Consider the following 16,998-nt stretch of genomic DNA (forward strand, 5'->3'; position numbering starts at 1 on the left):
ATTCAAAGATAGCAGTAAATTATTTATATTCAAGAGGTATTGATAATAAAATAATTAATAGATTTGGATTAGGATATAGCCTAAACGAATGGGACGCACTACTAAAACATCTTAAAAGTAAAGGATATTCTGAAAATGATATGATTATAGCTGGACTACTAATTAAGTCAGATAAAGGTATTTATGACAGATTCAGAAACAGAATTATGTTTCCTATCTTTGATGTTAAAGGAAGAGTTATTGCATTTGGTGGACGAGTATTAGATGATAGTAAACCTAAATATTTGAATACGTCAGAAACATTAATCTTTGAAAAGGGTAAAAATTTATATGGTTTAAATTATGTAGTAAAAAATAGAAATATTGATAATATTATTGTTGTTGAAGGATATATGGACTGTATAAAACTTCATCAATATGGGTTAAACAATGTTGTTGCCTCTTTAGGGACAGCCTTAACAATAGAACACGCAAAATTGTTGAAGAGATACACTAATAACATATATATATGTTATGATGCTGATGCTGCTGGTCAAGCGGCTACTTTAAGAGGAATTGAAATTTTAGAATCTATGGGTTTAAACGTAAAAGTAATAATTGTTCCCAGTGGCAAGGATCCAGACGAGTTTGTAAAAAACTATGGAATTGATGCATTTAAAAAATTAATTGAAAATGCATTATTTATTACAGATTATAGGTTATTAAAAGCAAAAGAAGGGAAGAATATAAAAAATCAGTTTGATAAGGTTAAATATGTAAATGAAGCAATAGATATAATATCAAAGCTTAGGGATGATGTTTTGATTCAACATTATTCAGAAAATCTATCAGATGAAACAGGGATTTCATTAAATATTATTATTGATAAAATTAATAAAAATAGAACAAATATTACATCGAAGAATAATAATTCAAATATAAGGAATAATATTAAAGGAAATATTTACAATTTGGTACCAGCAAATAAAAAGGCTGAAGCTTATGTATTATCAATACTATTGCATAATCCATCACTGTATGAAAAAGTTTTTTCAAATATTAAACCTGAAGAATTTCTAACTGATGTATACAAAGAATTAGCCTATGATCTTTACTATAAAATTCCCAAGATAGAAGATATAGATAAAGAATATTATTTAAATAAATATCAAGAACAAGAAAAGATAGAGGACATAGCAAGAGTATTTTCATATTCCTTAGATGAACCAGCTAATGTAGAAAACATAATGTATGATGCAATAAAAACAATTAAACGCTTTTATTTAGAAAATAAAATTAATAGTTTAAAGAATGAAATAAAACAATGTGAACAACAAAATGATATACATAAATCTTTGCAATTAATGCAAAACTTAATAGAACTTCAAAAGGAGTTAGACAAAATATAGTGCCTGTGAAAGGAGGTATACTTTTGAAAAAGAAACATCTAAGCAAAAGAAACAAGATAAAAAGGCAGAAGATAATCAGTCAAAGGGCGCTAAAATGTCTGTTGTAAAAGAGTTAATTGAAAGGGGTAAAAAGGCAGGGTTTTTAACATACAAAGAGATAATGGAGACTTTAGGTGATGTAGACTTATCATCCGAACAGATTGATAAGATATACGAAATTTTAGAATCAATGGGTATTGAAGTTTTAGAGGATATGGATGATTTTAATCCAGAACAATTGTTAGAAGAGGATTTAGATTTATCTATTCCTGAAGGAATAAGTATTGATGATCCTGTAAGAATGTATCTTAAAGAAATAGGTAAAGTTCCATTGCTTTCTGCTGATGAAGAAATAGAACTGGCAAAAAAATAGAAAAAGGTGATCAGGAAGCAAAGAAAAAACTTGCTGAAGCGAACTTAAGATTAGTTGTAAGTATTGCAAAAGATATGTTGGAAGAGGAATGTTATTCCTTGATTTAATTCAAGAAGGTAATTTAGGTCTTCTTAAAGCAGTTGAAAAATTTGATTACAGAAAAGGTTATAAGTTTTCAACTTATGCAACTTGGTGGATAAGACAGGCTATAACAAGAGCTATAGCTGATCAAGCAAGAACAATTAGAATACCAGTTCATATGGTAGAAACAATCAACAAATTAATAAGAGTTTCAAGACAGCTTTTACAGGAGTTAGGAAGAGAACCATCAGCTGAAGAAATAGCAAAAGAAATGGATATGGAAGTTGAAAAGGTTAGAGAGATATTAAAAATTGCTCAAGAGCCAATTTCACTTGAAACTCAATTGGGGAAGAAGAAGATAGTCATCTTGGAGATTTTATACCAGATGATGATGCACCAGCACCTGCAGAAGCAGCAGCATATACGATGCTAAGAGAGCAATTGATGGATGTGTTAGATACACTTACCCCAAGAGAGGAAAAGGTATTGAGGTTAAGATTTGGTCTTGATGATGGAAGAGCAAGAACCTTAGAGGAAGTTGGTAAAGAGTTTAAAGTAACAAGAGAAAGAATTAGACAAATTGAAGCAAAAGCTCTTAGAAAGTTAAGACATCCAAGCAGAAGTAAGAAGTTAAAGGATTATTTAGATTAATAGGCTTACAAATGTAGGCCTTTTATTTTTAAAGGGAGTGAAGAAGTTGATACTATCTAATAGATTAGAGTCTGTTTTTAATATGATTGATAAGTCGGAATGTTTAGCAGATATAGGTACAGACCACGGATATATACCAATTAAAGCAATAATTGAAGGAAAGTGTAATAGAGCCATTGCTAGTGATATAAAAAGGGACCTATTGATGTTGCGTTTAAAAATATAAAAAGATATGGTCTTATAGACAAAATTGATTTAAGATTAGGACCTGGACTTTCTACTTTAAAAATTGGAGAAGCTGACACGATTGTTGTGGCAGGAATGGGTGGTAATTTAATTGCTGAAATTATAAAAAATGATATAGAATTAGCTAAAAATACAAATTATATAATACTTCAACCTGTACAATATCCAGAAGTACTTAGACAAGAACTATATAATATGAATTTTTATATTGAAGATGAAAACATTGTAAAAGATGAAAACAAATATTATCATATCTTAAAGCTATATTATGGTAAAAAGAACAACTATAATTCAGAAGCAGAATTTTTTGTTGGACCTGTAAACATACATAAAAAAATAAAGAGATTTTTGTTATATAGACGATAAAATACTGCATTTTGAAAAAATATTAAGGGGATTAGACAAAAATATTCATCATAATAAATACGCTGAAATAATAAATTTAATAAATAGTTTTAAGGAGTTGAAAAAATGTCTGTAAAATTAAAAAAATAATTGATTTTATTGAAAAACTCTATCCCAAAATATTAGCTGAAGATTATGATAATGTAGGACTATTAATTGGTGATGAAAATACAGAAATTAATAAAATTTTAATAACTGTTGATATTACATCAGAAGTCGTAAAGGAAGCAATTGAAAAGAAAGTTGACTTAATTATAAGCCACCATCCATTGATATTTAAACCAATTAAACAATTAAACAGAAAAAATATTATATCATCCTTAGTATTAGACCTTATAAAAAATAATATTAATGTATATGCACTCCATACAAATTATGACTTAGCCAATAACGGTATGAATGATATTTTAGCTGAAAAATTAAATTTGAAAGATATTTCTGTACTTTTAGAAACCAGTAAAGAATGCTTGTATAAAATTATTACATATGTTCCTATAAAGTATGCTGATGGTTTAAAGGAAGCTTTATTTAATGCAGGTGCAGGATGTATAGGTAAATATGATAAGTGTTCCTTTAATAGTTTAGGAGAGGGTACCTTTAGACCTCTTAATGGAACACATCCCTTTATTGGACAAATTAATAAATTAGAAAAAGTTGAAGAAATTAAAATTGAAACAGTAACCACTGAATCTAAATTAAATGCAGTTATTAATGCTTTAGTCAAAAATCATCCATATGAAGAACCAGCATATGATATAATAAAGCTTGAAAACAAGTTAATGCAGGGATTAGGTAGAATTGGATATATAGAAGATTTAATATGTGCTAAAGATTTTGCAATACAGGTAAAAAGATTTTTGATATTGAAAGGATAACTTTAATAGGGGATATAAATAAAATAATAAAAAAGTGGCTGTTGTAGGGGAGCAGGTAGCGACTTGATTAATACTGCAAAATCTAAGAACTGTGACTTAATACTAACTGGAGACGTTAAACATCATATTGCAATTGATGCTATAGAAAGTGGTATAGTTGTATTGGATGCAACTCATTATGGACTTGAGAAGGTATTTATAGATCATATAAGCTCTATATTATTAGATACTTTATCAGGGATCGACATTATAAAATCTTATTCTAAACAACCATATACCTTTATATAGGAAATATATTCTTGTTTACAAAGCATATAATAAGTGATATAATCTAAAAATGTAACAACGAAATATTATTGAGTAAGCTGGATGGTCGCTGCCGTGAATATTCACGGGAGAGGAAAGTCCGAGCTCCATAGGGCAGGGTGCTGGGTAATACCCAGTGGGGGCGACCCTAAGGAAAGTGCAACAGAGATATACCGCCACAATCAATCCTTTGATTGATGAGTGCAACAGATGTTGCGTGGTAAGGGTGGAAAGGTGAGGTAAGAGCTCACCAGCATACTGGCGACAGTGTGGCTCTGTAAACCCCACCTGGAGCAAGACCAAGTAGAAGGGCATTTGTGCTGGCCCGGCACGCCCTCGGGTAGTGTCGCTTGAACCTACTGGCAACAGTAGGTCTAGATAGATGACCGTCCTCGACAGAACTCGGCTTATAGGCTTACTCAATCTATATAAAAAGCACTGCAACTGCAGTGCTTTTTATGCTGTTTCTTCATTTAACACAAATTTCTTTATAACGTGAGCAACTCCATCTTCTTCATTTGTTTTAGTTACATAGTCAGCTATTTTTTAACCTCTGGAAACGCATTACCCATAGCAACTCCTAAACCAGCAAATTTAATCATATGTATATCATTTTCAGCATCACCTATACAGATTATTTCATCCTGTTTAATTCCAAGTTTTTCAGCAAGTAATTTTACTCCATATCCTTTATTTACTTTTTTATTTAAAAATTCTAAGAAAAATGGAGCACTTCTAACTATGGTGTATTTATTATATAGTTCATCAGGAAGGGCTTCTATAACTTTATTTAATTTTTCTTCCGGATCAACAAACATTATTTTAACAATAGTTGTATTAGAATCAATATTATCAAAATCTACAACTTCAAGTGGTATATTATTCATAGTAGCTTCAAGTTCACTATATTTATTTATTCGTGGTGTTATACAGGTATTAGGAGTTAGTGCGTGAATATTTACATCTAACTTTTTGCTTAAATTATACAATAGATTTAAATCATCAATTGTCATTACGTTTTGTGCTATTACCTTTCCAGACTTTACTTCTTGTATCACAGCACCATTATAGGATACAGCATATTCATTTTCACCAATTAGATTAAGTTTCTTTAAATACTTTTCAATTCCTTTAGTTGGTCTCCCAGTTGCTAAAACAACCTTTATACCCTTTTTTCTTGCAAATTTAATTGCCTCTAAATTAGCCTGTGAAATCTCTTTATTTTCATTTAATAAAGTTCCATCCATATCTAAAGCAATTAGTTTGTACATATTTGCTCCCTCCATTGATTTTGTTAAATTAATTATATCAGGTTTTTAAGTATTTTTTATGAATTTATTGTTAAAAATAATACTATATGAATTATATAATACAAATGAATAACTTTTTGTTGATAATAATTTTTGTTACTGTATAATAAATATATAATTATAGGAAAGAAGGGGTAAATATGACAAGAAAAATGAAAACAATGGATGGTAACACTGCCGCAGCAATATGTTGCCTATGCATTTACTGAAGTAGCAGCTATTTATCCAATAACTCCATCTTCTAATATGGCTGAAAAAGTAGATGAATGGAGTGCAGCAGGAAGAAAGAATATATTTGGTCAAGAGGTTAAAGTTATAGAAATGCAGTCTGAAGCAGGTGCTGCTGGTGCGGTACACGGTTCACTTCAAAGTGGAGCATTGACAACAACCTTTACTGCATCGCAAGGATTACTTCTTATGATCCCAAATATGTACAAAATAGCTGGCGAATTGTTACCGGGTGTATTTCATGTAAGTGCCAGAGCAATAGCAGCTCACGCACTATCAATTTTTGGAGACCATCAAGATGTGATGGCCGCAAGACAAACAGGTTTTGCACTGCTTGCATCTGCAAGTGTACAAGAAGCTATGGATTTAGGAGCAGTAGCTCATCTATCAGCAATAAAATCCAGAGTACCTTTTCTACATTTTTGATGGTTTTAGAACATCGCACGAAATGCAAAAGATTGAAGTGCTTGAATATGATGAATTAGCAAAATTAGTAGACTATAAAGCTTTACAGGAATTTAGAAACAGAGCTTTAAGGCCAGAAAGTCCCGTTACAAGAGGAACAGCACAAAATCCAGATATTTATTTCCAAGGAAGAGAAGCTGCAAACAGATTTTATGATGCTGTACCAGACATAGTTGAGTCATATATGAATGAAATTAACAAACTAACAGGAAGAAACTATAAACCCTTTAACTATTATGGAGCACCAGATGCTGAAAGAGTTATAGTTGCAATGGGTTCTGTCTGCGAAACAATTGAGAACTGTTGTAGATTACTTAATTTCAAAAGGTGAAAAGGTTGGTGTATTAAAGGTTAGATTATTTAGACCTTTTTCAATGAAACATTTCATTAACGAAATGCCTAAATCAGTTAAGTATATAGCTGTTTTAGACAGAACAAAGGAACCAGGTTCATTAGGTGAGCCACTATATGAAGATGTTAGAGCAGCGTATTATGATATGAAAGAAAGGCCTGTTATAGTTGGAGGAAGATACGGCTTAGGCTCAAAGGATACTACTCCTGGACAAATAATTGCAGTTTTTGAAAACTTAAAACTTAATGAGCCTAAGAATAAATTTACAATAGGAATTGTAGATGATGTTACATATACATCTTTACCTGTTGCAGAAGAAATAGATGTTACTCCAGAGGGAACAGTTTCTTGTAAGTTTTGGATTTGGATCTGATGGTACAGTTGGGGCAAACAAAAGTTCAATAAAAATTATAGGTGATAAAACAGACCTTTATGCACAAGCCTACTTCTCATATGATTCTAAAAAATCTGGTGGAGTAACAGTATCACATTTAAGATTTGGTAAAAAACCAATCAAACTTCCTTATTTAATTAAAAAGGCAGATTTTATTGCCTGTCATCATCCATCTTATGTATATAAATATGATGTTTTAGAAGGAATAAAAGATGGTGGAACATTCCTATTAAATTGTATGTGGTCTAAAGAAGAGCTGCCTGAAAAACTTCCGGCTGAAATGAAAAAAACACTGGCTGAAAAGAACATAAATTTTTATACAATAAATGCCTTTGACCTTGCAAGTAAAATAGGCTTAGGTGGTAGAATTAATATGATAATGCAAACTGCATTCTTTAAATTAGCTAATATTATTCCTTTTGAAGATGCAGTTAAGTACTTAAAGGATGCAGTAGTTGAAAATTACGGTCTAAAGGGTGAAGAGGTTGTTAGAATGAACCATACCGCAATAGATAAGGCAATAGAATCTTTAGTTAAGCTTGAAATTCCAAAAGATTGGAGTAATGTTGATGTAAATATTAAAGAAGATAAAAATAAACCAGAATTTATACAAAAATATTAGAACCTATGAATAAATTAAAGGGAGATGAATTACCTGTAAGTGCTTTTATTGGAATAGAAGATGGTACATTCCCAGCAGGTACGACAAGATATGAAAAAGAGGCATAGCAGTTAAGGTACCAAAATGGATACCAGAAAACTGTATACAATGTAATCAATGCTCCTTTGTGTGTCCTCACGCAGTAATAAGACCATTCTTATTAACAGATGAAGAAGTTAGAAATGCACCCGAGGGATTTAAACACTTAAAAGCAGGTGGAGAAAAGAATTTTGAAGGATATAATTTTACATTACAGATAAGTGTACTTGATTGTACAGGATGTGGAAACTGTGTTCAAGTATGTCCAGCAAAAACTAAGGCTCTTGAAATGGAATTAATTGAGACTCAAATGCACGAACAAAAGAATTACGACTACGCATTTAGTTTACCAGTTAAGCCAAATCCAATGAACAAAGAAACAATAAAGGGAAGCCAATTTGAACAGCCTTTATTTGAATTCCACGGTGCTTGTGCAGGTTGTGGTGAAACTCCATACATTAAAGTTTTAACTCAACTATATGGTGATAGGATGATTATAGCAAATGCAACAGGTTGCTCTTCGATATATGGTGGAAGTGCACCGTCAACTCCTTATTGTAAAAATGATAAAGGATATGGACCAGCCTGGGCAAACTCACTATTTGAAGATAATGCAGAATATGGATTAGGAATTCATCTAGGAGCGAAACAAATAAGAGAAAGAATGGTAACAAAATTACAAAGTATAGTTGAAATGATAGATGATTCATTAGTTAAAGAAGCGGTTATAAGTTATATAAATAATCACAATGATAAAAAACAGTCAAGGCTTGTTGCTGAGGCAATGGTTGAAAAATTAAAATCATATAAAGCTTCAAATGAAAATATAAAGATGGTTGTAGATGATGTTTTAATGCATAAGTATTATCTATCAAGAAAATCAACCTGGATAATAGGTGGAGATGGATGGGCTTATGATATAGGATATGGTGGATTAGATCACGTAATTGCGTCAGGTGAAGATGTTAAAATTTTAGTATTAGATACCGAAGTTTATTCAAATACTGGTGGTCAATCATCAAAAGCAACTCCAGCTGCAGCTATTGCACAATTTGCGGCATCTGGTAAGAAAACCAGAAAGAAGGACCTTGGTATGATGGCAATGAGCTATGGTTATGTATATGTTGCACAAGTTGCAATGGGTGCAGATAAAAATCAATATTTGAAGGCATTGATTGAGGCAGAAAACTATGATGGACCAGCAGTTATAATAGCATATTCACCTTGTATAAATCAAGGAATAAAGATAGGAATGGGTAATACTCAGGAAGAAGCAAAGCGTGCAGTTAATGCAGGATATTGGCATCTGTATAGATACAATCCTATGCTTAAGGAAGAAGGCAAGAACCCATTTACTTTGGACTCAAAGGAACCAACAATGCCACTTAGAGATTTCTTAATGGGAGAAGTAAGATATGCAGCCCTATCAAAAGTACAACCTGAACTTGCAGAATTAATGTATCAAAAGGCTGAAAAAGATTTAAAGGAAAGATATGAAACTTATAAAAAATTAGCACAAGATTAATTGCTTTAGGCACTGCATTGCAGTGCCTTTTATTTTATAATATAATATACCTATACATAAATTTAAAAGAGGTAAGGTGATAAATTTGGAGTTAGTCGATATACTAAAAGCACTTTCTGATGAAAATATGATAAAAATTATCAAAATGCTCGCTTGCTGCGATATGTGTGTTTGTGATATTTGTAGTAATTTAAACTTAAGCCAGCCTGCAGTATCGCATCATTTAAAGATATTGAGTGATGCTGAACTTTTAAGTACACAGAGAAGAGGAAAATGGATTTTTATTCAATTAACAGGGAAACCTTTGAATTTTTACAAAATGAAATAACAAAGCTTTTAGAAAAACCAAAAGAATGTCCATATAAAAAGTCAGATTGTGACTGTTTAGAATAAATTAAAATAGCTGGTATTTTACCAGCTATTTTAATTTTATTAAATTTATTTTTAATTTTAGTTGAAATTTTTGTAAAAATTATTAATATTTAATTAGGGGTGAGATTATGATATTAGAAAAAACATTATAAATATTGAAGGGGTAAGTTATGCCGAAATTTCTGATAATAAATTAATTTATTATCTTGGGAATAATTTTATCAAAATATCATTTAATAAACATTTATTAATCAAAATTAATGGAAAAATAATTCAAGAATCCTATGAAATCAAACCAGATGATATTATTGATGTTTCATTAGATAATAGTATCTATAAAAAATTATTTAATTTAGAAATTAATAATAATGGCCTTGAAGCCATTTTAAAAATTGATACAAATAAATTAAAAAGTTGGCGTTTGAAAAATACTTCAAAATCCAATACTTTGTATTTGGATTTTGAATTTACAAACGATAATCTTATTGATTCTGAAGTAAAAAACTTATTAATGAATTTTTAAATGAAAATAAAATTGTTTACGGGATAAGGTGGGAAAATTTAAATGATATAATAAAATTCGGCTATGGTATAATTGCACAAGGTAAAAGTCCTGTTGAACCAGTTGATGATAAAATAGAATATTTTTTGATGAAACTAATGGCGAAACTAATAAAGATAAATATTTAGAAATAGAAAATAAAATCGATTATTATAATGAAATAAAAGAAGTAGAATTCGTTGAAGCTGGTAAAGTATTAGCAATAGTTCATTCAGGACAGGATGGAATAGTCGGGTTTGATGTTTTTGGAAAAACAATACTCCCAAGAAAAAGGGAAATAAAAAAATAAAAAAGGACCTGGTTGTGAAGTATTAGATAATTTTAAACGTGCTATAGCACAAGTCTCAGGTATGCCAAGAATAAAAAATGATAGTATATGTGTCTTTCCAACCTATAAAGTTAAGGGAGATATTGATAAAAAAATAGGAAATATCGAATACAATGGATCTATTTATATTGAAGGTAATGTTTTGGAAGGGATAAAAATTATAGCAGGTAAAGAAATTATAATAAAGGGTAATGTAAATCAATCAGAAATTTATTCAAATTCTGATATTAATGTATCTGGTAATGTTATTGGCTCAAATTTAGTTGTTGGTGCAGAAACTATTATATATATGTCAATATACAATTATTTAAATGACATAAAAGATTATTTATTAAAACTTTATAAAGCGTTAACTGAAATTATACATAGCAAAAACAACGAACAAATTACATTAGATAAATTTTCGAAAATATTTAAGATACTAATAATTTCAAAGTTTAAAAATGAAAAGGATAAAATTAATGAAACATACAACAATTTAATAAATTTGCCTAAGATAGATTTGAATTTAAAAAAACAACTTCAGACAGTACAAAACCAACTACAATCTATGGAAATTAGTGGTGATGCAAATTTAATAAACAATGCAATGAAATATGTCGATTCTTTATTACAAAATATTGCATTTGATATGTCTCCAGCAAATATTTATGTAATGTATTGTCAAAATTCTAATATTATTTCTACAAACAATGTAGAAATATTAGGTAGCGGTTGCTATAATACAAATATAAATGCAGAAAACTCAGTAATATTTAAGCAAACGACAAGTGTACTGAGGGGAGGAAAGATTGAAGCTAAAAAATACATCAAGGTAAGTGAAGTTGGTTCTACACTTGGTGTTACAACTACGCTAAAAACTACTAAGGAGGGTGTAATAGAAGCCGATGTAGCTTATCAAAATACGATATTAATTTTTGATGAAATTAAATTTAAGATTGATGAACCTGTTAAAAAGTTAAAGGCCTATATAAAAAGGGAGAGTTAATTGTAGAAAACTTTAAACTTTAGGAGTGATGTTTATGTCTATTGAAAAAGTTGTTGTTTTTAAGCTAAATAATGAAGAATTGCAGTAGATATTCGTCAAATAGAAAGAATACTTGGATATGTTAATCCAACAAAGGTTCCAGAAGCACCTATGTTTGTTAGAGGGGTAATTAAATACCAAGAATCTATTCTTCCAATTATTGATTTAAATATTAAATTTAAACTCCAGTCAAATGAAAATATAAATTCTAAGATAATAGTAGTGAGAAATAATTCAAAATCTATAGGCTTATTAGTAGATGATGTTCAAGAAGTAATAGATATATATGAAAATGAATTGGAATCAACACCGGAAATAATTAATAGCTACTCAAATAAATATATCAATGGAATTATAAAAAGCAGGATAGAATAATAATGAAAATTGATACAGAAAAATTGTTGTCTTACGAAGAACTAAATACAATAACAACACTATAAATGGAGAGATATAAATGCAAGAAATAAAAGTTGGCATAGGAGATATGAATATAGCTAAATCACCAGATAAACTAATTACATTGGGATTAGGTTCTTGTGTTGGAATAGCTTTAATAGATAGTTTTAACAAAATTGCTGGATTATCACATATAATGCTTCCAGACAGCAAAGCGTTTTCAAATCTAAATAATCCAATGAAATATGCCGATACTGCCATTCCAATGTTAGTACAAAAACTAATTTCATCTGGAGCAAGTAGAAATAACTTAAAAGCAAAAATTGCTGGCGGTGCAAGTATGTTTAGCTTTGCTGATAAAAGTCCAATGATGGATATTGGTAAACGAAATGAAGAAGCTGTTAAATCAATATTGAAGGAATTAAATATACCAATAATTTCAGAAGATGTTGGTGGAAACAAAGGAAGAACTATGATTGTCGATCCAGGTACAGGTTCTGTAATTCTTAGAATCACTGGATTAGGTGTAAAGGAGCTGTAGTTATGTTTGAAAAAATAAGAGTTCTAGTAGTTGACGATTCAGCCTTTATGCGAAAAATGATTTCCGATATTATAAATTCTCAAAAGGATATGCAGGTAATATCTACTGCAAAAGATGGAATGGAAGCTATTGAGAAAGCCAGACAACTAAACCCTGATGTAATTACACTCGATGTTGAAATGCCTAAAATAAATGGTTTAGAGGCATTAATTGAATTAAAAAAATTTTCAAATGCACAAATTATAATGCTTAGTAGTTTAACAAGTGAGGGCTCTAATATTACAATCGAAGCCTTAAGATTAGGTGCCTTTGATTTTATACAAAAACCATCTGGAAGTATATCCCTTGATATTAATAAAGTTAAGGACGATATTGCTGAAAAAATAAGATATGCATATTCATATAAAAATAAATCAAAAATCAATCGTATAAAAGAAACTATCAATATCATAAATCATAAACCAAATACAATTAATCGTGGACAGTATAACGTTTTACTTTTAGGTGCTTCAACAGGTGGACCAAAAGTATTATTTGATTTAATTACAAAGCTACCAAAAGACATAAACATACCTGTTCTTGTTGTGCAACATATGCCTGTTGGTTTTACAAAAGCCTTCGCAGAAAGAATGAATAAAGCAAGTAATTTAGAGGTTATAGAAGCAGTTGATAAACAAAAATTAAAGAAAATACTGTTTATATAGCACCAGGTGGATATCATATGACTGTTGTTAATGGCGAAATACATCTTGATCTAACTCCTCAAATTCACGGTGTAAGGCCAGCAGTTGATAAATTGTTTATTAGTGCAGCACATTATTATAAATCAGGTGCCATAGCAGCAATTTTTACAGGTATGGGCAAGGATGGTGCTGAAGGAGTAATAGAGATTAAGAAGAACGGTGGTTTTGTAATTGCTCAAGATGAAGAATCTTCAGTTGTTTTTGGAATGCCAAAATCTGCAATTCAAACAGGCTGTGTTGATGTTGTATTACACGAAAACAATATACTTGATTATATATTAAAACTACTAAAGAGGGCGTGAAGCAATGGAATTCGAAAGAATAGAAAAGTTTGTTCAAAAAGAATATGGAATAAATTTATCAGCATATAAGTCTAAACAGCTAACAAGACGTATTGAAAATTTTATACAGCGTTCAGGTGCTAAAAATGAAACAGAATTTATTTCTAAACTATCAAGTGATGCAAATTTGAGTAAAAAGTTTTTAGATCATTTAACAATTAATGTATCAGAATTTTTAGAAACAAAGAGTTATTTTTAGATTTAGAACAAAAATTAAAGATTATTTAAAACCCGAAAAAAACACTTTAAAAATATGGAGTGCAGCTTGTTCTATAGGGGCTGAACCCTATACCTTAGCTATAATTATGGATAAGCTAACTCCTAACAAAAACATAATATAATTGCAACTGATATTGATCAAACAATATTAGAAGTTGCAAAACAAGGAGTTTATAATAAAAATGAAATTAGAAATGTAGACGATACTACTTTAAATAAGTATTTTACCCAAAAAGATGAGAAATTTTATATATCAGACGATATAAAAAACGAGTGACATTTAAAAAACACGATTTAATATTAGATAGATATGAAACTGGATTTGATTTAATTGTTTGCAGGAATGTAGTTATTTATTTTACACAGGAAACCAAAAATAATATCTATAAGAACTTTTACAATTCCTTAAAACCTGGAGGTCTATTATTTGTAGGTGCTACAGAAAGTATCTACAACTATAAAGAATTTGGCTATGAAAAAGCATCAACATTTATATATAGAAAACCGGGAGGTAATTAATATGGATATGTCCCAATATTTAGATGTTTTTTAGAGGAATCAACTGAAAACTTACAAACTTTAAATGAGAATATTCTCGAACTAGAAAAGGATCCTGAAAATAAAGACATTATTAATTCTATTTTCAGAGTAGCTCATACCTTAAAGGGTATGGCTGGAAGTATGGGGTTCAATGATATTGCTGAGCTAACTCATAAAATGGAAAACGTATTAGATAAATTCAGAAATGATGTTTTAAAGGTTGATTCTAATATAATTAATGTGCTATTCAAGTGTTTAGATACATTAGAAAATATGATAAATAATATTAGAGATGGAAATGATGAAAAGGAAAATATTGAAGATTTAATCAGTCTTTTAGAAGGAGTAGGAGAAAACAAAAAAGAGGAAAATGACAAAATATCCGATATTGATTTTACACTAAATATATATGATGAAAATATAATTAAACAAGCAAAAGAAAAAAACTATAATGTTTATGTAGCAGAGGTAATTCTAACAGATGATTGTCTTTTAAAATCAGCAAGATCCTTCTTAGTTTATAAGACTATAGAAGATTTAGGAGAAATAATAAAAACAGTACCTTCAGTCGATGACCTCGAACAAGAAAATTTTAATGACAGATTTTTTATTATGTTTTTAACTGAAAAGAAGGATGACGAAGTAAAAAAATTGATTATGAATATATCTGAAATTAAGCAGGTAAATATAAGACCTATTGGAAATTTAGAAAAAGCTAATTATGAATCAGAAATAAAACCTCAATCAGTTACTAAGGTCGAAACTAACAATGTTGCTATTACAAATACCAATAAACAGGTGAATATAAAGAGCAAAGAAGATGATAAAAACAAAAAGCCCATCAATCAGTTCGTGTTGACTTAGAAAGGTTAGATAAATTTATGAATCTTGTTGGTGAATTAGTTATTCACAGAACAAGATTGGAACAGATTAGTAACAATTATAGATTAGGTGAATTACACGAGACATTGGAACAAGTTGGTAGAATAACTTCAGACCTTCAAGATTTAGTAATGAAGGTTCGAATGTTACCAATAGAACGAGTATTTAATAGATTCCCAAGAATGATAAGAGATTTATCTCAGGAATTAGGAAAAGAAATAGAATTGATAATTAAAGGTGAAGAAACTGAGTTAGACAGAACTGTTATTGATGAAATTGGTGAACCTCTTGTTCATTTAATCAGAAATGCTGCAGACCACGGAATCGAAAAAGCCGAAGAAAGAATCAAGCTTGGTAAATCTCCAAAGGGAACAATTAAGTTGATTGCATATCAAGAAGGAAATAAAGCTGTAATTAAGATTGAAGATGATGGAAAGGGCCTTGATATTGAAAAAATTAAAAAGAAAGCCGAATCTTTAGGAATAAATACAGAGGGTATGTCTGAGAATGATATTAAAAATTTAATTTTTATGCAAGGATTTAGTACAAGTGAAAAGGTAACTGATATATCAGGTCGTGGAGTTGGAATGGATGTAGTTAAAACAAAAATTTCTAACTTAGGTGGTACAGTTGAGGTTATAAGTGAGAAAGGAAAAGGTACTGCTTTTATAATTAGATTACCACTAACTCTCTCAATTATTCAGGCATTACTTGTTAAAGTGTCAGGTGAAACTTTTGCAATTTCTTTAGGATTTATTGATAGAGTGATAAATATAAATGTTAATGAAATAAAATTAACAAATAACAAAGAAGTAATTCTATATAGAGACAAAATAATACCAATAATACGTTTATCAGACAAATTAGATTTGAATCCAATTGACTCGACCAATAAGTATATTGTAATTGTTAAAACAGGAGAAAAGACTGTTGGATTACTTGTCGATGAATTAATGGGTCAACAGGAAATTGTTATTAAGCCAATTGGCAAATTGCTTCAAAATTTAAGGGAATATGTAGGAGCGACAATTTTAGGTGATGGCTTGGTGACCTTAATTTTAGATGTCGCTGCAATAGTATAAAGTAGGTGATTCTATGGATTTAAAGCTAACAGATTTTCAAATTGATGCACTTAAGGAAGTTGGAAATATTGGTTCTGGTAATGCTGCAACCGCATTATCACAGTTAATAAATAAAAAGTAGATATGGAAATACCTCAGCTTGACATTTTGGAATTTAACGATATGATAAAAAGAGTAGGTAATGATGATGATGTAGTTGTAGCTGTTCTATTAAAGGTGTTTGGAGATGTTCTTGGAAATATACTATTTATGATTAAAAATGAAGAAGCTGAAAAGTTTACTAATGCACTTATGTTTGGAATGACTGAAATAAATGAGGATATGATATATTCAATATTTCAAGAAGTTGGAAATATATTAGGTAATTCATATTTAAATGCTATTGCACAGTTAGCAAATATGTCTGTACTGACATCTGTACCTTCAGTTGCTGTGGATATGCTGGCAGCAATTATGACAACAACTTTTATGGATGCCGAACAATATAGCGAAAATATTTTAGCTATAGACACAAAATTTATAGTAGATAACAATGAAATTGCAGGTAACTTTTTCTTTATACCAAAACCTGGTTCATTAGATATTTTATTAAATAAATTAGGCTTATGATAAAGGGAGGAATAAAAA

At 29.9% G+C, this 16,998-nt stretch carries 9 protein-coding genes, 1 other RNA gene and 8 pseudogenes; 17 read left to right on the forward strand and 1 reads right to left on the reverse strand.

The window, feature by feature from the left end:
* Positions 1 to 8 precede the first annotated feature (8 nt).
* The 5 genes and pseudogenes from dnaG (at position 9) to rnpB (ending at position 4,790) form a co-directional block, all read left to right on the forward strand.
* Positions 9 to 1,388: a DNA primase gene (gene dnaG / locus PL321_RS16000; protein ID WP_273964633.1), complete on the forward strand. Its 1,380-nt coding sequence runs from the start codon at positions 9 to 11 to the stop codon at positions 1,386 to 1,388.
* Positions 1,389 to 1,482: 94 nt separating this feature from the next.
* A pseudogene (rpoD, locus tag PL321_RS16005) lies at positions 1,483 to 2,532 on the forward strand (RNA polymerase sigma factor RpoD).
* Positions 2,533 to 2,614: 82 nt separating this feature from the next.
* Positions 2,615 to 3,144: pseudogene (locus PL321_RS16010) on the forward strand (tRNA (adenine(22)-N(1))-methyltransferase).
* Between the two features lie 125 nt (positions 3,145 to 3,269).
* Positions 3,270 to 4,346: pseudogene (locus PL321_RS16015) on the forward strand (Nif3-like dinuclear metal center hexameric protein).
* Positions 4,347 to 4,415: 69 nt separating this feature from the next.
* Positions 4,416 to 4,790: RNase P RNA component class A (rnpB, locus tag PL321_RS16020), an RNA gene on the forward strand.
* A 30-nt stretch (positions 4,791 to 4,820) separates the two neighbouring features.
* On the opposite strand, the pseudogene yidA reads toward rnpB, so the two are convergent.
* A pseudogene (gene yidA / locus PL321_RS16025) lies at positions 4,821 to 5,635 on the reverse strand (sugar-phosphatase).
* Between the two features lie 179 nt (positions 5,636 to 5,814).
* Between yidA and nifJ the strand changes: the two are divergent.
* The 12 genes and pseudogenes from nifJ (at position 5,815) to PL321_RS16075 (ending at position 16,980) form a co-directional block, all read left to right on the forward strand.
* Positions 5,815 to 9,338 (forward strand): annotated as a pseudogene (nifJ, locus tag PL321_RS16030) (pyruvate:ferredoxin (flavodoxin) oxidoreductase).
* Positions 9,339 to 9,414: 76 nt separating this feature from the next.
* Positions 9,415 to 9,666: an ArsR/SmtB family transcription factor gene (locus PL321_RS16035; RefSeq protein WP_273962664.1), complete on the forward strand. Its 252-nt coding sequence runs from the start codon at positions 9,415 to 9,417 to the stop codon at positions 9,664 to 9,666.
* 551 nt (positions 9,667 to 10,217) lie between these two features.
* Complete coding sequence (locus tag PL321_RS21785) at positions 10,218 to 10,400, forward strand: flagellar assembly protein A (RefSeq protein WP_443110817.1); 183 nt, start codon at positions 10,218 to 10,220, stop codon at positions 10,398 to 10,400.
* The gene (locus PL321_RS21790) at positions 10,352 to 10,561 is read left to right on the forward strand and encodes a flagellar assembly protein A (protein WP_443110818.1); all 210 of its coding nucleotides are present in this window, start codon (positions 10,352 to 10,354) and stop codon (positions 10,559 to 10,561) included. Before PL321_RS21785 ends, PL321_RS21790 begins: the two co-directional genes overlap by 49 nt.
* Positions 10,562 to 10,622: 61 nt before the next feature.
* Complete coding sequence (locus tag PL321_RS16040) at positions 10,623 to 11,588, forward strand: FapA family protein (protein ID WP_337960868.1); 966 nt, start codon at positions 10,623 to 10,625, stop codon at positions 11,586 to 11,588.
* A gap of 108 nt (positions 11,589 to 11,696) precedes the next feature.
* Positions 11,697 to 12,002, forward strand: coding sequence for a chemotaxis protein CheW (locus tag PL321_RS16045; protein ID WP_273964634.1), 306 nt, complete (start codon positions 11,697 to 11,699; stop codon positions 12,000 to 12,002).
* A 79-nt stretch (positions 12,003 to 12,081) separates the two neighbouring features.
* Complete coding sequence (locus PL321_RS16050) at positions 12,082 to 12,564, forward strand: chemotaxis protein CheD (protein WP_273962665.1); 483 nt, start codon at positions 12,082 to 12,084, stop codon at positions 12,562 to 12,564.
* Between the two features lie 2 nt (positions 12,565 to 12,566).
* Positions 12,567 to 13,609: pseudogene (locus tag PL321_RS16055) on the forward strand (protein-glutamate methylesterase/protein-glutamine glutaminase).
* A gap of 4 nt (positions 13,610 to 13,613) precedes the next feature.
* Positions 13,614 to 14,386 (forward strand): annotated as a pseudogene (locus tag PL321_RS16060) (CheR family methyltransferase).
* A 1-nt stretch (position 14,387) separates the two neighbouring features.
* Positions 14,388 to 16,371 (forward strand): annotated as a pseudogene (locus PL321_RS16065) (chemotaxis protein CheW).
* A gap of 13 nt (positions 16,372 to 16,384) precedes the next feature.
* Positions 16,385 to 16,492 carry a chemotaxis protein CheC gene (locus tag PL321_RS16070; protein WP_273962666.1) on the forward strand — a complete coding sequence of 36 codons (108 nt, stop codon included), beginning with the start codon at positions 16,385 to 16,387 and terminating at the stop codon, positions 16,490 to 16,492.
* 2 nt (positions 16,493 to 16,494) lie between these two features.
* The gene (locus tag PL321_RS16075; RefSeq protein WP_273962667.1) at positions 16,495 to 16,980 is read left to right on the forward strand and encodes a chemotaxis protein CheC; all 486 of its coding nucleotides are present in this window, start codon (positions 16,495 to 16,497) and stop codon (positions 16,978 to 16,980) included.
* Positions 16,981 to 16,998 lie beyond the last annotated feature (18 nt).

Origin of the sequence: Caloramator sp. mosi_1, assembly GCF_028622835.1 — a bacterium.
In the GTDB taxonomy this organism is placed as follows: domain Bacteria; phylum Bacillota; class Clostridia; order Clostridiales; family Caloramatoraceae; genus Thermobrachium.